Genomic DNA, 17766 nt, shown 5'->3' with positions numbered 1-17766 from the left:
TGCTTCATTGATGAGCCTGATTGAGTCTGCGGGTCGCGCCCTGGCGCTTTCCCTGCTGATCGCGGCCCCAACGGCGCTGGCCACTCCCACGCCCGGCGACGACCAGCGTCAGGCGGCCATGGAGGTGGCCGAATCGCTGCGTTACGGCCACTACGCGGATGTGAAGCTGGACGACCAATGGTCCAACCGCGCCTTCCAGCGCTACCTCGACGTGTTGGATGGACAACGCGCCTACTTCCTTCAAGACGACGTGGATGACTTCGGTGATCTACGCACCGGCATGGATGAAGCCTTGCTGGATGGCTCCCTGGCCAGGGCCTACGACCTCTACCAGCGCTATCACGAGCGCGCCGAAGCACGCCTTGACTGGATGCTGGACGAGATCGATGACCTCGACATGTCCTTCGATGGGCAGGGGCGACTGGAGCTGGATCGCGAAGACGCCTCCTGGGCCGCCTCTCAGGAGAGCCTGGACGAGCTGTGGCGCAAGCGCCTGGCCAACGCCGCCCTGACGCTGTCGATCAGTGGACAGGACGACGACAAGGTCATCGATACCCTGCGCGAGCGCTACGAGACCCAGAAGCACCGTCTTGAGCAGACCAACTCAGAGGATGTGTTCGGACTGATCATGGCCGCCGCTACCGGCACCGTGGACCCCCACACGGAATACCTGTCGCCGCGCCAGGGTGAATCCTTCGACATTCAGATGCGACTGTCACTGGAAGGCATCGGCGCACTGCTTCAGGCCGACGGCGAATACGTCAAGGTGGCCAGCCTGGTGCCGGGCGGCCCCGCCGAGAAGGATGGCGCACTCAAGCCTGCCGACCGCATCATTGGCGTTGGCCAGGAAGGCGAGGACATCGTCAACGTGGTCGGCATGCGCCTGGATGACGTGGTCGAGCTGATTCGCGGTCCCAAGGGCTCCGAGGTGCGTCTCGAGGTGGTGCCCGGTGAAGCCGTCGACATGACCCGCTCCACCGTGGTCGATATCACCCGCGACACCGTCAAGCTCGAGGATCAGGCGGCTTCCAGCGAAGTCATCGAGGTTCAGCGCGAAGACGGCGTGCACAAGGTCGGCGTCATCGAGGTGCCCGCCTTCTACGTGGACTTCGACGCCTGGCAGGCGGGAGAAGAGAACTACCGCTCTACCACCCGTGACGTCGCCGCCGAGGTCGAGAAGCTCAAGGCCGAAGGCGTCGAGGGCATCGTCCTCGATCTGCGCAACAACGGTGGTGGTGCCCTGCAGGAAGCCAACTCGATGATCGGCCTGTTCATCGATCGCGGCCCTACCGTGCAGGTTCGTGATGCCCGTGGGCGTATCAGCCTGTACGGCGACACCGACAGCGGCACCCTCTACGACGGTCCGCTGGTGGTTCTGGTCAACCGCCTGTCTGCCTCTGCCTCGGAAATCTTCGCAGGAGCCATCCAGGATTACGGCCGTGGCCTGATCGTGGGTTCCAACACCTTCGGCAAGGGCACCGTGCAGACCCTCAATGACCTGAGCTACGGCCAGATCAAGCTGACCCGCGCCAAGTTCTACCGGATCTCTGGGGAGAGTACCCAGAACCGCGGCGTCAAGCCGGACATCATGTACCCCAGCCTGCTCGACCCCGAGATTATCGGTGAGAGCGCGCTGGACAACGCCCTGCCCTGGGACACGGTACGTGACGTTCAGTACCGCAGCTATGGCACACCGCGCCAGTACCTGAAGGAACTGCGCACACGCCACCAGCAGCGGGCCGACGACCACCCCAACTTCCATTACCTGGAGCAGCGGGCCGAACTGGCGAGCCGCCTGCGCGAGCAGCACACCAGCGTCAGCCTCAACCGCGAGCAGCGTCAGCGTGAAGCCGACGCCCAGGACGCCGAGATGCTGTCACTCGAGAACGAGCGCCGTGAAGCCCTCGGCCTCGACATCCTCGAGGAATGGGGCGATGCCCGCGAAAGCGGTGACGATGCCGACCTGGCCGCCGAGGAAGACGCCGAAGAGGAACAGCCCGTCGACCGCGCCGAAGTCGAAGAGTCAGCGGAAATCCTGCTCGACTTCGCCGAACTCGGCCCGAGCTGGCAGTACGCGGTAAAAGGCTAAGTCGCGATACAGCCACTTAGCTGCACGCAGAACGAAAAAGCCGGGGCATCAAGCCCCGGCTTTTTTGGTTTCTGGCCCCCACAACACTGCCCCTTCCCCATCAATGAACTTCCGAAAGATCTATGGCACTCGCTGTCGAGCCCTTAACCCTTGTCGTGATTCATCGACTCTCTTCTTGGATAGACCACCTCGAAACACTCCAATACAAGGGCCATTTCCTCCGATGGTTGCACGCCTAGGGAGTAGCACTCTCTGGTAAAGAAGTCCCAATGAGCCTCCCTCCACCATGCTAGAGAGCCGTCCCCCTCCCCCTCCTGTTCCGCAAACGCTTCCGTGACATCGATGAAGCGACATCGGTTAACGGAGGTAACCTCTACCACGCACACAGGACAGCCTTGCCAATCGGTAACCACATGCAGGTCGCCCTTTTTTGGCAGACTCAGGCCAGCACGCACATACCCCTCGTACAAGCTACTGGTGGCACGTTTCTTACCGGCGAGGATCAGGCTAGCACACAGGTTCGCCTCCTGATGGTTATCACAGTAATAACCAGCACTGAAGGCACGGCCAGCAGTTGAAGATGTGACCGGCAGTGTTGCCAGATATCGCTCTAGAAAGGCTTTCTGGTATTGGTTCATCCTTCCGTCCTGTTCACGTGAGCTCTGACCTCATACCACCTACCTCACCCCACTACGGCCTGGTTGACGCGACCCTGCGCGGGTCGTCGCAGTGCGCTGCGCCCACCATGAAGCGATATCACACGCCATCTGGCGATTGGGAGTATGCGATTTAGAGCAATAGTCGCCTATCGGAGGAATACACGACGCGTAGCCTTGCCGAAGGCTCGCCATAACACATCCAAAGGGAGCCACGGCGAAAAGGACCCACAGACACCTGGCACGGGGAAGGAAGGCACTTCGCCAGATGGAGGACAGGCCAGCCCGAGGCAACTGATGACGTGTTCCATCACCCGCATAGGAGCATCACCATGAAGCATTCCTCTCCCTTTGACCTGTTCGTCAACGAGTACAACGAAGACATACCCGAGCATCACTTTCCCAGAAGCAGCATCTCGGCCTCAGCGGCAGAGGCCATTGTCAACTCGGAGGCCTGGACCGACGCCCAGCCTGTCATGAACCTTTCCTCCTTCGTCACCACCTTTACCGAACCCGAAGCTCTCAAGGTGCTTGAACAGCACTTTCTGAAGAACTTTATTGACCATGACATGTACCCACAGCTGTTCGCTATAGAGCAGCGAATGGTCCGTTGGCTGCATGACCTGTGGAACGGGCCGAAGGAGGCCACCCCATATGGAGCAGCGACGGTGGGCTCCTCCGAAGCCTGCATGCTGGCAGGACTGGCCCACAAGTGGAACTGGCGCCAGGCCCGCGAGGCCGCTGGCAAGGAGACGTCGCGGCCCAACCTGGTGACCGGTGGCAACGTCCAGATCGTGTGGAAGAAATTCCTGCGCTACTTCGATGTCGAGCCAACGATTGCGCCACTCAAGCCCGGCAATTATCGACTCACAACAGAACACCTTGAGGCACTGGTGGACGAGAATACCATTGCCGTCGTCGCCATCGCTGGCCAGACCTTCACGGGTGAAGATGACGATATCGAAGCGATTCATGACTGGCTGGACGACTACGAGCGACGCACTGGCCACAACGTGCCCATGCATATCGATGGGGCGTCTGGTGGTTTCGTCAATCCCTTCCTCTACCCCGACTACCCATGGGACTTTCGACTGGCCCGGGTCAAGTCCATCAATGCATCAGGCCATAAGTTTGGGCTGGTGCCTCCGGGATTGGGTTGGGTGATCTTCCGTGACCGTGAGACCTTCAACGAGGATCTGGTGTTCTACGTCAATTACCTTGGCGGCGAGATGCCCACGGCCACCCTCAACTTTTCCCGCAGCGCTGCCCAAGTCGCCTACCAGTACTACACCTTCCTTCGCCTCGGGTACGACGGTTACCGCGAGATCATGCTGCATACCGTCGAGAACGCCAAATACCTGCGCAACTTACTGGTGGACAGCGGCTACTTTGACATCATGAATCAGACACAGCGAATTCCGGTGGTCGCGCTCACGCTGAAAGACGGCTTCGATACCTTCAATGAGTTTGATATCTCCGCCAAGGTGCGTGAACGTGGATGGGTACTCTCGGCCTACTCCATGCCACCGAACGCAGAAACCGTGACCAGTCTGCGCATCGTGGTACGCCCCCATCTCAACCGCAACGTCATCAAGGGCTTGGCTAGAGACATCGTCACTGCCTGCGACTGGCTAAAAGCACATGGCGGCACATCAGTTGCCCCGACGTTGCACGATCATACGAAAACAGCCATCAGCAAGTGTTGAGCCCCCACCTAAGGCCGCTGGCCACCGCCAGCGGCACCCCATCCGGCAACAAGGGGGTAAAGAGCTGCAGCAGATCGTTGCTCGTCGCTCGTCACGCCTGCTCGACTTCGCCAAGCCAGGCCTGTGCTGGTGGCGGTACGCGGTAGAAGGCTAGGCAGCCACGGAACGATATAGCTGCACGCAGAACGAAAAAGCCGGGGCATCAAGCCCCGGCTTTTTTTGGTTCTAGCGGTCTGAAACCAGCCATCGACAACCTAACGGCGAACAGCCCTTCGCTCTCTTCTCTCTCGTCTCTCCCTCCAAAGCAACATCACGACCCAGAGTTCGAGCACGGCAAAACCAATAAACGCCACCCCGTAGCCCAATCGAACCTGACGCTGCTGCGCCTCGGTCGGAAACAGCTCCAGCGAGCCCTGCAAGAATCCAGCACTGCTCAACAGCATCAGCAATAGCAGCACCACCGCAACACACCAGAGTAGGACTCTCACGTTAATCCCGCCTTGTTTGCCTGCAGCACCTGGCAACGTAGTTGCCAATGGATAAACGACTGTGCATGCTAGTGATGACGTTGAAAGCCAGGTCGACACAAATGCAAATGCTATACGATCAGGCGACTCCCAAAAAATCCACAAACCACAATATAAATCGCGACTTGCAAGAAAGGGCCCGGAATATAAATGTCGACCTATCGGCCAGGCTAGAGAAAGCACTGGAAGCAAAGCTCGCCGAGAGCGAAGCCGAGCAATGGCAGAGCGAGAACAGCGACGCTATCAAAGCTTACAACAACGCCATTGATGAGCATGGGTGCTTCGCCGAAGGGTACAGGACATTCTAATACCCCTGTTCGACGTGTACGCTACCCCCAGCGCGTCGACGAAAAGGATGTACCCCTACCTTCTTGACATACAGAGCGATACCCTATAGACGTTGGCCACCCGAATTGTAATGCCCCTTGGACGAGCATCTTTCCTCGAAGGAGAAAAACTGACCCGCCTTACTCCAACAGTGACCCTCGACAGCCAAGAACTGTTGATCCCTATCCCACAAATCGCATCAGTGCCTGCCAGCGTTCTAAAGACGCCCATCGGCACTCTAGAGCAAATGCGAGATGGAATGGTCGCCACACTCGACCTCACGATAGTTGGGTTCTAGTGTTTGATATAGATATATAAGGCCACTCAACACGCACAGCTACGGAATGGAGGCGAAGCCGCAATGCAGTAGACGACGCAGTGCCTGGCTTTACTGACGACCTTTCTCACTCTTGGGCGGTTTGACTTGGGGCATAGCAGGCGGATTTTTAGCAGGCTGCAACCCCCTTTTTTCGATAAGCGGCGGGGGATTGTGATTTTGAGACGTTGGTGTGTTTTTCTTGGTAGACATATATTTCCCTAAGCTGGATAAAAGTTTTCAAGGTACGCGGTAGCAGACGCTTCAGCCTTTTTTTGCAGTTTATCATCCGTCAGTATGGTAGTGTTTATATACTTTTTCAGAGACTTTTGCTTGGTTGCTCGGATATCAAATCGCGCTTTATTGATTTCTGTTGGCGTTAGCCTTCCCTCGACGATGGAGTGCCATTTAGATTCAGCTTCAACCATTGGATCCTCAAGCTCATGGAGCAAAGAAGAATATGCTTTAATTAGACTTTTATAGGGTAAATAAAGATTTATCGACGACACAACTTTAGATAATGCAATAATTCCCGCCCATATCAATGAAAGATGGTTCCAGATGACCCATGCTCCAATGCTTGAACTGGAAGCGATCGCGAGAATGATTTTTAGAAAACGATCAATTTTCTCCGCTCGTTCAAGCTGAAGCTCTATGAATCCAATGTGAGTCTTGAGCTGTTAGAGTTCCTTCCAATATTGCTCTTGCACCATACCTAGAGCCTTGTGTAGTGAACGCCCTGCTTACGCGCAGGTTTGTAGGCGCGTAGCGGCGGAGAACCGGTCGCTATACAGTCGCTTGTTAGCCTTCGACCCTCTTCGGAATGCCCATTCCGAGAAGAATCCACCTCGTTGTAGCTTTGGTCAGTGGCTCTGCAGGTCCCTTGTAACCGCGAAGGTCCCCAAAGGGTTTAAAGCCAGCCTCTCGACTAACGAACGCATTGAACTCATCGGCGAAATCAACAACGTTCGTCAAGGCCACCCTTGCATCAGCCGCGGACCAAGACATACCAAGAGTAATCTTGTCACGAACGTCCTCAGCAGATTCCAATTTCGCTCTAATGGCATCCGGAACTTTCTTTCCAAAAATACGCTCAAATAGTTCATAGAACCTCGCTCGCGACAAGTAATCCTCGCTTACAAGCCTCCAGGTCAACGACGACTCTGACCGATGTAGCTTCGTAATCCCGCAGTAAATTGTCATACGTTTCGCCTTCTCTACGCGAGAAAAGACATAACTGACAGAAACTTCCCAGTCGTAGCTTTCGACGAGCGGAACGAAATCAGGAAAGTACACTTAAACTTTATCAGAGGCTACCTGCTAATGTTTAACAACCCCTTTGTACGTCTTCGCCACGATTGTCCCCCTGAAAGCTAACGCCGCGTTAAGGGGTGAAAAACGCGATGCGCCAAGCTAATTATTTAGACTTAAACACACTTGCTAGCTTTTGAATTAATAGCCCCGAGCTTTTTGATTCCCTCTTAAACGCTTTGTTATAGTGCTTTCTGGACGCATATTGTGAAATATAACAAGGATAACTCAAACCTTCATTTCCATGCAGCTGGTAACTGGTTCCACTCTCTGGTAACTCGACTAAATTTATTCTTTTACAATCAGATTGATTCACTGGGTGAAATGCTCCGCCTGGCTCACTATGCATGAAAAAATCTCCTAGCTTAGCGCCACAATGTTCACAATGATTCATGTAATATACGCCGCCTGCGGTTTTCGAATACGACGGTTTATATAAAGAGTAACTTTCCTCAACTACAGCTAAGAGCTCTTTATTGATATAACTAACGTTTGAAAAAGTGACAAAATCATTTAGATTCATTTCTTCGTCTCGAAACCCATTAGAAGCAATACATACAACCCTACTGCTTTGGCTGCACTTCCAACAAGAACTCTTTGACTCGACAATATAAACTGGTGGGTACAGTTTCTGATAGTTTTCGTCGGCTTCCGAAGATTCAGAAAGCATCCATCGGAAAAATTTTTGTTTTGATACACCTTGCGGAATATACCAAGATTTTTCTTTAGGATCCCATTTAGCACCAAGGCTCTTTGCATGATCTTTTTCTGAAAATGGAACACTTATGTATGTTACGTTATTCACGATATACTCCTTGAACTATAACACCTCAATCAGACGCCGCTTCAGCGGTCGTCTGATTTGAAATGTTAGAGTTTTCCATCTGTGTGATTGAAACGGTTAAAGATACAGATGAAACGATCAAAGCAAGAGTGGCAATGACAGTTCCGATCCAAAATCTACCTCGCTCCTGACGCAGTCCAGCCAATACTGAACTCATAAGTGGAAAGTTAACACAGTTCCTATCTTTCCCAACCTTAATAGCGAAAAGATGAACACTGCTCCCATCTTCATGCTTATAACCGTATTTCTTATCAAGATGATAGTACAACCGACCAAAAACGATATCGGCATCTACTTTAAGTTCGTTGGCAATTTTCCTACAATCCACCGGAACATAGATTTTCGAATCACGAGCCTCGTTATTACATTCGAAGGAAATATAGCTTGAATAATATAAGCGATAAGCTGTATTCAGAATCTCTAAATCAGTGGGAATACTCATAACTCTCCTGAAACTCTAACTCCGCCAACAAGCGTGGGACTGTAGCGAAGGCGAAGCCGCAACTAAAGCGACATCGCCGTAATTCGCCTTGTTATTTTTTCAATGTTCAGCTATAACTTCCCCAGTCACGAGCAACAAACCAGTTTGACTCCCACGTCACAAACTCAGAAGGATCAAAAGACTCCGAAGTAAATTCCATGTTAACTATTTGATTCGGCAGCAGCGATAACACATGGTTTTTTTGATCACTTTCGTAATCCCACAAATGAAAACGATCATCTTGATTATGTGCTCGGCGACTCGGCCCGTAGTCCATAGGAGCGCAAAGACGCACTAAGTTGTGCCCGTCCTCTTTTGACCTAAAAGTCAGGCGAATCTTCGTCTTATTTTGTATAGCAGTAACGAAATCATCTTTATACATCATTTAAATCTCCATGACCGGTTGAGAACTTTAACGCTCGCCAACAGGTGTACGTTTTTTTGCTGACTGTCTGGCCTTGTTAGGTGTGAATGCTCAGCAATTATAAATTAATGACAATGAACCGTTCCGACACTATTATCCATATGGCAACACTGTCCAGGTGGAGAATTTTTCCGGCACCCGCCCCCATGGGCTAAAGCACTGCCGCTCACAAAAGTAAAAACGATAGCAATTATAATGACCTTCATACTTCCTCCTGCGTCCAATTGGAACCACTTACAAGCGCTGATAACATCATATCTAGAACATACCACTCCTAGGGATAATCTTTCTCAAATAAAAATATTACGAAACCTCCATATACATGCAATTAAGGCAAAGCCGATAATTAATACATTCATAGAAAAAATCTAGGCATCCGTGTACAAAACCCTGCTTTTTCCATTCCAATTCCATGATTTTTTTGAAGACTGTATTTTTTCTAGACACAACAAAATTTACCAGACGGATTCGTTTTGAGTATTCTTGGGGCGACGCTCTCTACTTCGTGCACACGCATAAAAACCGCATATAGATAAAACTCCATAATATTTCGTGAGGAGAAATACACATCTCGCCTTAACCTACGAACTATCGAACAGCCACGCTACCGCCACGACGGCCACGGGAAATGACCACCCAGGCGACGAAGGCCGCTGTGCGATCAGGAGAAGGGGGAAGTCAGTGCGGGTAACCGGGTACGCAGCATGCCGCCAACTAGATGGCGTCGTGCTGCATGTAACGTCAGATTAGCGTTGGCTGGTCATCCCTTGGCCATAGTCGGCTTTCCTATCCCTGCGCATGATCGTTTTATCGTGCTCTAAACGGCACTTTTACGGCTTGTTATATGCCAATAAGAGCAGAATAGACAAAATATGCGTGGAATGGGAAAGAATTTTCGCGTTTTTTGGCCTATGTCTTATAAGCTGTTGAAATTCGAAAACTCCTTTCTGAATGCACCTTCTTACATAAGTATCGGGGAGAGAGATTTATGCTGGTAGGATTGCGCCAACCCGCATGAGCAAGCGATCACTCACCTATGGCTGACGGAATTATGTCCTATTCGTCTTATCGCCGGATAATCACGATGTGTTGCAGATCAAGCCTAAGATACTTAGTCACCGTTGACGGGAGCCGCTTCGCGGGTTTCTGAGACTCCGCTTCCGAGGTAGCCCTGCCGTGAGATGTCTTCGCGCCCACCGCTGCAAGAGGATCCTGGACCGCCCACTTGGACACCAAGACGAGCTGACATCTGTGTGCACGTCGGAATGAGCTACGAGGCCTTCAGATGGATACCCATATACAGTTTCGCATCGATGAAGAGACAAGGCGCCTAGCCCAGCAGATGGCAGAGAGTCAGGGGCGTACGCTCAGTGGAGCCTGCAGGGAATTGGTGGAACAGCTCGCCGAGCAACAGCGCCAAGCAACGTCATACCACAACGGGTTATCACTACAGGTCCAGCGTGCGTTTGACAAGCTCGAAGCCGGTGCAGCGACCTTTGTCGATCACGACACCGCTAAATCCCGGATGGAAGAACGAAAGTCGCGGCTCCGCGCCCGTCACCTTTCCCGCAGTCATCGGTAATGTGACTCCCAGGCTTAGCCGATGGACTTATTCCTACAACACCACTCGTCCGGCTAGTCAGCCGGCCCGCCCTCTTCGCTTGATACCGATTTAGCGTCACTACCTCATATGCGCTGAATCTTGCCTACAAGTGCCTTGCTATCTCGACCATGGCTTAGCGGCGCCGCCTGCCTCTCCTACCGCACCTTCCTCCCTACTGGTCCCTCACCTACTGGCCGCTCTCGGTATCGACATCGGCGTAGGGCTGATCCTCAGCGGCGGGGTTGGCGTACTTCATCCAGGTCTTGCCCAAGTGATTGCGCAGTTCATTACCCACCTGCTTGGGGTCACGGGCTTCCAGGGCGGCCATGATCGCTTCGTGTTCTTCCATGGCCACCGACCACTTTTCGTTCTTCAGGTTGGAGAGGTAACGCACGCGATAGAGCTGTCGGCTCAGGGTGGCGTGGATCTCGATCAGGGAGTTGTTGCCGGAAAGCGCGACGATGCGGTTATGAATCGCCTGATTGAGACGAAAATAGTTCTGCCGGTCGCGACGCAAGAAGGCGGCCTTCATCTCGAAGTGCAGGGCCTGCAGTTCAGCGATGTCATCGTCGGTGGCATTGGCGCAGCAGAGCTCGGCGGCTGACTGTTCCAGCACGCTCAGCACGTAGGCTTTTTCCTGCACGTCCTGGGGGCTGACGTCGGCGACCACGGCGCCTCGCCGCGGAGAAATGACGACCAGGCCCTCGGCCGCGAGGATCTTGAAGGCCTCGCGCATGGGAGTACGTGAGACGTCCAGCTCTTCGGCCAGCTTGCGCTCTGGCAGCCGTTGCCCGGGCTGAAAATGGTCCATCACGATGTGCTCGCGCAGGTAGTTCGCCACCTTCTCTACCAGCCCTTCCCGTGGGTCCATTGCCGCTTCATCCATCGTCGTCGCCATCATGATCCTGAGGTGCGATAAGAATGGCATACCAAAAATTCTCAATCAAACTTGGCCGCGTTTTGACGCAAACTTTTAATCGTATATTTTTCATGCGGTTATATCTAAAGACACAGGAATTACTACCAAGGTCTAGGTGCCCAATGTTTGACCTTAAAAATGGTATACCACTAAATTTCACAGCATCCATGAACCACTCGCCCCACCCAGCCCGCCGCCTGAAGCGAGCATGGCTGCCCCTCAACAGCGGGGCGAAATGGGCCAGCCAGCACGGAGATGCCTCACTACATGAACTACTTACACCACTTTGATACCGCCGCTACCGTCGAAGCCTGCGTGGCAGGTGCCGGCGACTTTGGCCGAGGCATCCTCCGTCAGGCCCAGCAGATGCCGGGCATGAATGCGCGTATCGCGGTCGACATCAACGCCGCAGTAGCAGCAGAAGCCCTTGAAAAGGCAGGAATTCCGCTTTCGCGCATCGCGGTATGCCATTCTGCCGAGGAGGCTTCGGCTGCGTGGCAGGCTGGCCACTATCTGGCGACCGGTGACCTGGAGATCGTCAAGCACCTGGATTTCGATATCCTGGTGGAAAGCACTGGTATACCAAATGCAGGTGCGGCTCACGCTGCCAGCGCACTCAAGGCAGGTAAGCATGTCGGTATTGCTACCAAGGAAACAGAATCCGTGGTCGGCCCCTACCTGACCCGCCTGGGCAACCGTCACAATCGCCTGTTCACACCCTTGGACGGTGACCAGCCGAGCCTGTTGATTGGCCTGGTCAGCTGGGCGCAGACACTCGGATTCGACATCATCGCTGCCGGCAAGAGCAGTGAATACGACTTTGTCTGGGATGAGGACGACCAGGCGATCTGGTGCAACGGCACTCGCTATGACGCGCCGGACATGGCCAACCTGTGGACGCTGCCAGAAGGCGATGAACGCAGCGTGGTGCGTGCACGGGGCGAACACCTCAACGCCATTCCGCAGATCTCCGCTCCGGATCTGTGCGAGATGACCAACGTGGCCAACGCCACTGGCCTGCTGCCCGATGACCCTGCCTTTCATGCCCTGGTGCTGCGTACTCACGAAGTGCCGACGCTGCTGGACCTGGAGGCCAATGGTGGTGTGCTCTCCGGCAGTGGCCGCCTGGAGGTGTTCAACTGCCTGCGCCGCCCGGACGAGCTAAGCTTTGCCGGTGGCGTGTTTGTCGTCGTTCGCTGTGAAGATGAGCACGCCTGGCAGGTGCTGGAAGGCAAGGGGCATATCCTGAGTCGCAGCAAGAAGAGCGCCATGGTCTATCTGCCGCGCCACCTGCTTGGGCTCGAAGCCCCCATCTCCCTGCTTGACGCGGTGCTGAAGGGCCTGCCCTCCGGCGGCGGTCAGGCGACCCGCCCGGCAGTGGACCTGGTCGCAAGAGCAACGGCTCCGCTGGAAGGCGGCCAGGCGCTGGAAATGAAGGGCCACCACCGACACATCGCAGGTCTTCAGCCAGAGGTACACCCGGCCTCAGCCCTGGTCGCCAAGACGCCCGTGCCGTTCTACCTGCTTCCAGGCGCCACGCTGAAGCGCGATATCGCTGCAGGACAGCTGATTACCCTGGCCGATGTGACGCTTCCCGAGTCGACTCTGCTGACGCTGCGCCGTGAGCAGGATGCGATGTTCTTCTCGACTGCCGAACACATTTCGTCGCCGGCCTGACGTCGGGCCGAATCCACTGGCACTCAACGGGCTAAAGCCCACGCCTAACCACAACAATCCTTCCGGAGAACGCCATGCTTAGCCGACATCTCGTCCTTACTGCCAGCGCCCTTGGCCTGACCCTTGCTGCTGCCAGTCCCGCTGTCTTCGCCGCCGATGACGCTGCGGACTTTCCGTCCAAGCCCCTGCAATTCCTGGTTGCCGCTGGCGCCGGTGGCGGTACCGACAACTTCGCGCGCACCATCAAGCCGCTGCTCGAAGAGGCCATGGATACCCGCGTGACGGTGATCAACCTGCCGTCCGCATCCGGGGCACTGGCTCACCAGCGCACCGCCAATGGTGACGCCGATGGCCACACCCTGGACTTCGCCTCGTCTACCCTGGTGACCTCGCTGGCGGCCGGTCAGAACCCCACTGGCCTCGACCAGCTGACGCCGGTGGCGCGCATGCAGTCCGACGTGATGACCCTGATCGTCGATCCGGACAAGTACGCCGATTTCGACGCCTTCATGGAGCACGCCAAGGCCAATCCCGGCGAAGTGATCATCGGCGGCACCCACGCAGCAAGCCCGGACCGCATGGCCTTCCTGTCATTCCGTGACGCCACGGGCCTGGACATCAATTTCATCCCTTATGACGAAGAAGGCAGCGTGGCGGCCAACGTCATGGGCGGCAACATCGATGGCCTGTTCGGTGAAATCAGCTCGGTCCTGAGCTACATGGAATCCGGCGAGATGATGCCGATCCTGGTCTTCGCGGAAGAGCGCCTGGGCAACTTCCCGGACATTCCCACCACGGTGGAAAACGGCTGGGACCTGACCGATGGCAACGAGCGCGGCATCTTCGTCCACGCCGACACGCCTGACGCCATCGTCGAAAAACTCGAGACCACCCTGAAGGGCGTCTACGACTCCGAGACGTACCAGGAGTACGAAGAGCGCGTCAACCTGCACTACCGTGAAGGCTGGCTGGGTAGCGACGCCTACCGCGAGAAGCTCGAGCAGAACCTGGAGCTGTACACGCGCCTGCTGGAAAACAACTGATCTGTACACCGGGTGTGTGCCGCAACGGCTCGTCAGGGCCGTGACGGCCACCCCCATGAGGGCCGGGCCATGCCCGGCTCCCACCCCGGGGCCAGACACAGCGGTCTGCTCTGCCCCATCGTGAACCGAGCCTCACCATGCATACCAAGTTCACCGTCTTTGCAGTCCTGCTGCTGGTCCTTGCCGGCATCACGCTGGTACCGACCCTGAATTTCCCCAGCTCCGAGGACGTCTCGACCTTCATCGGCCCGCGCTTGTGGCCCTTGTCCTTGCTGCTGCTGTTGATCGTCCTGTCAGCCACTCTGCTGGTGAGCACGCGACTGGCCCAGAAGAAAGAAGCGCAGCAAGGCCTCAGTCGTGAACGCGACCCAGAGTCAGCGACTGACGTGCCCAACGCCACGGCAGACGATCCACTGGTCGCGCCAACTGAGCTGAACACGCCGGCAGCCTCTTCAACGTCAGGCGTTATCGCGGCCCACCGCCACTGGTGGGTAATGGGGGCTACCGTGGCCTACACGCTGCTGATGCCCGTCACCGGATTCCTGCTGGCCACCGTCATGTTCACCCTGGCCTGCACGCTACTGCTCGGCGCGCGCCACTGGGCCGCCCTGCTGGCCACCGTGGTCATTGCAGCGGTGCTCATACAGGGCGTGTTCTCTACCCTGCTGGGCATACCGTTGCCATGACCCTCAGTCGATACGATCTTTTACCCGTGCTTCCCAGGAGCTGACGATGCTGGAGAGTTTTCTGAGTGGGCTAGGCGTGGTCTTCCAGCCCATGAACCTTCTGATACTGACCTCGGCCGTCTTCATCGGCTTTATCGGTGGCGCCCTGCCAGGCATCAGCGGTGTGATTCTGGTGGTCATCCTGCTGCCGGTCACCTACGGCATGGATCCGACCCAGGCGTTCATGCTGCTGACGGCCATCTACGGCTCTACCGTGTTCTCGGGGCTGATCACCGCCATTCTCTACCGCGCACCCGGCACCCCGGAAGCCGTGATGACGGCCTTCGACGGCTACCCCATGACCCAACAGGGGGAAGCGGGCAAGGCCCTGGGTATCGGCGTGCTCAGTTCTGCCATCGGCGGTCTGGTCGGCACCATCGCGCTGATCATCTTCACCCCCTTGCTGGCCTCGGTGGCGCTGAAGTTCTCATCGCCAGAGTACTTTGCCCTGGCCATTCTTGGCCTGACCGTGGTCGCCTCACTGGGCGGCAGACTGATCCTTGGACTGATCGGGGCTACCCTCGGTCTGTTGATCGCCACCATCGGCATTGACCCTCTTACCGGCACCAGTCGTTACACCTTCAACAACCTCAACCTGGCGGAAGGGGTTGGCCTGATTCCCGTCATCGTCGGGCTTTTTGCGGTGTCCGAGGTGATGAAGCGTTCACTTTCCCGGGATGCCGAACAGCCCCTGACCAAGGTCAAGATCAAGATCTTCGACGCCCCTATCCTTAAGAAGATCGGGGTAACCCTGTCGCGCTCGTCGATTCTCGGGGTGATCATCGGCATTCTGCCCGGCATCGGCGCCAGCACCGCGGCCATGGTCAGCTACAGCGAGACGGTGCGCTGGTCCAAGCATCCGGAAAAGTTCGGCAAGGGCGCCCCGGAGGGCATTGCCGCACCGGAAGCCGCCAACAACGCCGCCGCCATGGGCGCCCTGGTGCCCCTGTTTGCGCTGGGCATTCCGGGCAGTGGCACTACCGCGATCATCCTTGGCGCCTTTATCATGCATGGCCTGCAGCCGGGGCCGATGTTCATGCTGACCTCAAGCGATCTGATCTATGCGGTATTCGCCGGACTGTTCGTGGTGAACTTCATGATCCTGGCGTTCTCCAAGCCGTTCATCAAGCTGTTCACCCGCCTGCTCAACGTCCCCTACTCGGCACTCGGCCCGATCATCCTGATGTGCTGCATCGTCGGCACCTACTCGGTGCGCAATTCGATGTTCGACGTGTGGCTGATGCTGGGTTTCGGCGTCCTCGGCTTTCTTCTCGAGAAGATCAAGTTCCCGCTGGTGTCGATCATTCTCGGCCTGGTCCTCGGCCCCATCGCTGAAAGCGAATTGCGGCGCTCGCTGGCCATGTCCCAGGGGGATCTCAGCATCTTCTTCTCTCGGCCGATCAGCGCCAGCTTGATCGTGATTGCCGTACTGCTGCTAAGCACCACCATCATCATCGCCCTGCGCAAGCGGGCCAGAACCCGTGCAGCGGCGATGGGCTGAGGGGATAAAGCCGCACACTGGCGAATCTTCCGCATCCCCCACGCAGAAACGACATCGCCCTCGCTGCCACAGGCAGCGAGGGCGATATTGTTTCTACTGATGGGCACCGGCGCCTAAAGCCACCCCACAGGGCCAAGGCGCCTCCCGCCCTACCAATCAGGCCCGCCGTCAACCAGCTCCGCTATCAACGAGCAAACAAGGCAGCGATACAAGGGCGGATCAATAGTCATGCCCTGCATCCACCGCGGCAGGCGCTTCAGGGTGCAGGCGCTGGATATGCACCCGCCGGGCAAGGCGAATGAGCGGGCGTATCATCATCTCGATACTGCCGATCAGAAACAGCCAGGTCCCTATATAGGCAAGCGACTCGTAGAAAAACAGAATACTGCCGATGATAAACCAGGTGCCGATCAAGAGGTCGTTGACGATACTGAGCACCTCATAGCGCTGGCGAATGATCAGCTCTTCATGACCGATGTGCAGGGTCAGAGTGGGCGTTTTCGACGACTGTTGCGAGGTTGTCATGGGGTCTTCCCTTTCGCAGTGGTTGTCCGGCGCCCTGTCGCGTTTCAGCGCAAGAGGGAGCAACCTGGTATCCAGAATAACCGTATGCAAAACAGGATAGAGGCAGTCAGTTTGGCGGAGCAAGACAAGGTAGCACCACAGGCCTGCAACGCGAGCAGGACACAACGAATAGACGGAAAATGGACGAAACGAGCGCAGCGATCGTTAACGCCAGAGACGGAAAACCGACAAGGAAAGCCCAGAATTCCAAGGACAATAACGAAAAGCAAGGAAGGAAATAAAGGCAGCAAACTCAGGAGTGTCGCTAGATAGCGCAGAATGCACTGGCTCCCCGAACAGGACTCGAACCTGTGACCCAATGATTAACAGTCATTTGCTCTACCAACTGAGCTATCGGGGAACGACAATGTGCAGTGCTAAATGGCATCAGGTAACGACCTTGAGCCGGGCGACAATTCTTGCAAGGTACAGAGCATCGTGACATTGCGCCAAGATGGCTCCCCGAACAGGACTCGAACCTGTGACCCAATGATTAACAGTCATTTGCTCTACCAACTGAGCTATCGGGGAATGACCTTGAATTGTCGGTGCAAGAGGCGGGATCAACCTTGGAGGTTGGCTCCCCGAACAGGACTCGAACCTGTGACCCAATGATTAACAGTCATTTGCTCTACCAACTGAGCTATCGGGGAATCGCCTTGAGCACGGGGCGTAGTATACGGATCACGCCGAGATCGTCAAGCCCACCTGAAGGTTTATTGCCGGACAGGTCGACTTAACTCGCTGATCCGCCTCACAACCTTGGATAGCGCCCCAGCCTGACGCCGACAGCATCACGGCGACATCGCTCTGACGACACCGGCTGACGACATCGCTCTGACGACATCGGCTGACACCGGGCACCCTGGAACCGGACATGCTGAAACGACAGCGCCCGCTGACCGAAGTCAGCGGGCGCTGTCTAAATCCTGGTGGCTACGCCCTGACTCGAACAGGGGACCCCATCATTATGAGTGATGTGCTCTAACCAACTGAGCTACGTAGCCTTTTGGCCGTCAGGCAATAACATCGCCGTGTCGACGGGGGTGAATT

15 protein-coding genes and 4 tRNA genes are annotated in these 17766 nt (G+C 55.9%); 8 read left to right on the top strand and 11 right to left on the bottom strand.

Features of this window, described 5'->3' with window-relative positions:
* The first annotated feature begins 10 nt into the window (after positions 1-10).
* A complete protein-coding gene (locus KUV41_RS16480) occupies positions 11-2089 on the top strand; it encodes a carboxy terminal-processing peptidase (protein WP_206943446.1) in 2079 nt (692 codons plus the stop codon).
* A 143-nt stretch (positions 2090-2232) separates the two neighbouring features.
* Here KUV41_RS16480 and KUV41_RS16475 read toward each other — a convergent pair whose 3' ends face one another.
* Positions 2233-2727 (bottom strand): ASCH domain-containing protein, encoded by a 495-nt coding sequence (locus KUV41_RS16475; RefSeq protein WP_222486788.1) that lies wholly within the window; start codon positions 2725-2727, stop codon positions 2233-2235.
* Positions 2728-3077: 350 nt separating this feature from the next.
* On the opposite strand from KUV41_RS16475, the gene KUV41_RS16470 reads away from it, so the two are divergent.
* The 3 genes from KUV41_RS16470 (at position 3078) to KUV41_RS19735 (ending at position 5603) form a co-directional block, all read left to right on the top strand.
* Positions 3078-4451, top strand: a complete 1374-nt coding sequence (locus KUV41_RS16470) for a glutamate decarboxylase (RefSeq protein ID WP_222486787.1) — start codon at positions 3078-3080, stop codon at positions 4449-4451.
* 535 nt (positions 4452-4986) lie between these two features.
* Complete coding sequence (locus KUV41_RS16465) at positions 4987-5286, top strand: type II toxin-antitoxin system CcdA family antitoxin (RefSeq protein WP_315900601.1); 300 nt, start codon at positions 4987-4989, stop codon at positions 5284-5286.
* Positions 5287-5378: 92 nt separating this feature from the next.
* The gene (locus tag KUV41_RS19735; RefSeq protein ID WP_409995812.1) at positions 5379-5603 is read left to right on the top strand and encodes a CcdB family protein; all 225 of its coding nucleotides are present in this window, start codon (positions 5379-5381) and stop codon (positions 5601-5603) included.
* An 819-nt stretch (positions 5604-6422) separates the two neighbouring features.
* On the opposite strand, the gene KUV41_RS16455 is transcribed toward KUV41_RS19735, so the two are convergent.
* The 5 genes from KUV41_RS16455 to KUV41_RS16430 form a co-directional block, all read right to left on the bottom strand.
* Positions 6423-6824, bottom strand: a complete 402-nt coding sequence (locus KUV41_RS16455) for a hypothetical protein (protein WP_222486785.1) — start codon at positions 6822-6824, stop codon at positions 6423-6425.
* Between the two features lie 214 nt (positions 6825-7038).
* Positions 7039-7737: a DUF5710 domain-containing protein gene (locus tag KUV41_RS16450; protein ID WP_315900600.1), complete on the bottom strand. Its 699-nt coding sequence runs from the start codon at positions 7735-7737 to the stop codon at positions 7039-7041.
* A 25-nt stretch (positions 7738-7762) separates the two neighbouring features.
* Positions 7763-8218 (bottom strand): hypothetical protein, encoded by a 456-nt coding sequence (locus tag KUV41_RS16445; protein WP_222486784.1) that lies wholly within the window; start codon positions 8216-8218, stop codon positions 7763-7765.
* A 106-nt stretch (positions 8219-8324) separates the two neighbouring features.
* Positions 8325-8642, bottom strand: coding sequence for a hypothetical protein (locus KUV41_RS16440; RefSeq protein WP_222486783.1), 318 nt, complete (start codon positions 8640-8642; stop codon positions 8325-8327).
* A 1829-nt stretch (positions 8643-10471) separates the two neighbouring features.
* The gene (locus KUV41_RS16430) at positions 10472-11185 is read right to left on the bottom strand and encodes a GntR family transcriptional regulator (protein WP_224907474.1); all 714 of its coding nucleotides are present in this window, start codon (positions 11183-11185) and stop codon (positions 10472-10474) included.
* 285 nt (positions 11186-11470) lie between these two features.
* Between KUV41_RS16430 and KUV41_RS16425 the strand changes: the two genes are divergently transcribed.
* The 4 genes from KUV41_RS16425 to KUV41_RS16410 all read left to right on the top strand — a co-directional run bounded on the left by KUV41_RS16425 (position 11471) and on the right by KUV41_RS16410 (position 16149).
* Positions 11471-12880 carry a flagellar biosynthesis protein FlgA gene (locus tag KUV41_RS16425; RefSeq protein WP_222486781.1) on the top strand — a complete coding sequence of 470 codons (1410 nt, stop codon included), beginning with the start codon at positions 11471-11473 and terminating at the stop codon, positions 12878-12880.
* Positions 12881-12954: 74 nt separating this feature from the next.
* The gene (locus KUV41_RS16420; RefSeq protein ID WP_206943466.1) at positions 12955-13923 is read left to right on the top strand and encodes a tripartite tricarboxylate transporter substrate binding protein; all 969 of its coding nucleotides are present in this window, start codon (positions 12955-12957) and stop codon (positions 13921-13923) included.
* Between the two features lie 137 nt (positions 13924-14060).
* Entirely contained in the window at positions 14061-14609 is a 549-nt protein-coding gene (locus KUV41_RS16415; RefSeq protein ID WP_222486780.1) for a tripartite tricarboxylate transporter TctB family protein, read from the top strand.
* 46 nt (positions 14610-14655) lie between these two features.
* Positions 14656-16149, top strand: a complete 1494-nt coding sequence (locus tag KUV41_RS16410; protein WP_206943470.1) for a tripartite tricarboxylate transporter permease — start codon at positions 14656-14658, stop codon at positions 16147-16149.
* Positions 16150-16368: 219 nt separating this feature from the next.
* Here KUV41_RS16410 and KUV41_RS16405 read toward each other — a convergent pair whose 3' ends face one another.
* From KUV41_RS16405 to KUV41_RS16385, 5 genes are all read right to left on the bottom strand, one after another.
* Entirely contained in the window at positions 16369-16674 is a 306-nt protein-coding gene (locus tag KUV41_RS16405; protein ID WP_222238711.1) for a YrhK family protein, read from the bottom strand.
* A 324-nt stretch (positions 16675-16998) separates the two neighbouring features.
* A tRNA-Asn gene (locus tag KUV41_RS16400) sits at positions 16999-17074 on the bottom strand.
* 94 nt (positions 17075-17168) lie between these two features.
* Positions 17169-17244, bottom strand: a tRNA-Asn gene (locus KUV41_RS16395).
* Positions 17245-17290: 46 nt separating this feature from the next.
* Positions 17291-17366 (bottom strand) — tRNA-Asn (locus KUV41_RS16390).
* Between the two features lie 277 nt (positions 17367-17643).
* Positions 17644-17720: transfer RNA gene (locus KUV41_RS16385), tRNA-Met, on the bottom strand.
* Between the last annotated feature and the right edge of the window lie 46 nt (positions 17721-17766).

The sequence above is a fragment of the Halomonas sp. DP8Y7-1 genome, from assembly GCF_019801685.1.
GTDB lineage: Bacteria > Pseudomonadota > Gammaproteobacteria > Pseudomonadales > Halomonadaceae > Halomonas > Halomonas litopenaei_A.
This window is presented reverse-complemented; position numbering and strand designations above follow the sequence as displayed.

What these genes read in the sequence shown, in the direction of transcription:
- KUV41_RS16445 (WP_222486784.1), bottom strand. Translation starts at nt 8,218, where the DNA reads ATGAGTATTCCCACTGATTTAGAGATTCTGAATACAGCTTATCGCTTA.
- KUV41_RS16470 (WP_222486787.1), top strand. Translation starts at nt 3,078, where the DNA reads ATGAAGCATTCCTCTCCCTTTGACCTGTTCGTCAACGAGTACAACGAA.
- KUV41_RS16415 (WP_222486780.1), top strand. Translation starts at nt 14,061, where the DNA reads ATGCATACCAAGTTCACCGTCTTTGCAGTCCTGCTGCTGGTCCTTGCC.
- KUV41_RS16430 (WP_224907474.1), bottom strand. Translation starts at nt 11,185, where the DNA reads ATGATGGCGACGACGATGGATGAAGCGGCAATGGACCCACGGGAAGGG.
- KUV41_RS16420 (WP_206943466.1), top strand. Translation starts at nt 12,955, where the DNA reads ATGCTTAGCCGACATCTCGTCCTTACTGCCAGCGCCCTTGGCCTGACC.
- KUV41_RS16405 (WP_222238711.1), bottom strand. Translation starts at nt 16,674, where the DNA reads ATGACAACCTCGCAACAGTCGTCGAAAACGCCCACTCTGACCCTGCAC.
- KUV41_RS16425 (WP_222486781.1), top strand. Translation starts at nt 11,471, where the DNA reads ATGAACTACTTACACCACTTTGATACCGCCGCTACCGTCGAAGCCTGC.
- KUV41_RS16440 (WP_222486783.1), bottom strand. Translation starts at nt 8,642, where the DNA reads ATGATGTATAAAGATGATTTCGTTACTGCTATACAAAATAAGACGAAG.
- KUV41_RS16480 (WP_206943446.1), top strand. Translation starts at nt 11, where the DNA reads ATGAGCCTGATTGAGTCTGCGGGTCGCGCCCTGGCGCTTTCCCTGCTG.
- KUV41_RS16475 (WP_222486788.1), bottom strand. Translation starts at nt 2,727, where the DNA reads ATGAACCAATACCAGAAAGCCTTTCTAGAGCGATATCTGGCAACACTG.
- KUV41_RS16455 (WP_222486785.1), bottom strand. Translation starts at nt 6,824, where the DNA reads ATGACAATTTACTGCGGGATTACGAAGCTACATCGGTCAGAGTCGTCG.
- KUV41_RS16410 (WP_206943470.1), top strand. Translation starts at nt 14,656, where the DNA reads ATGCTGGAGAGTTTTCTGAGTGGGCTAGGCGTGGTCTTCCAGCCCATG.
- KUV41_RS16465 (WP_315900601.1), top strand. Translation starts at nt 4,987, where the DNA reads ATGGATAAACGACTGTGCATGCTAGTGATGACGTTGAAAGCCAGGTCG.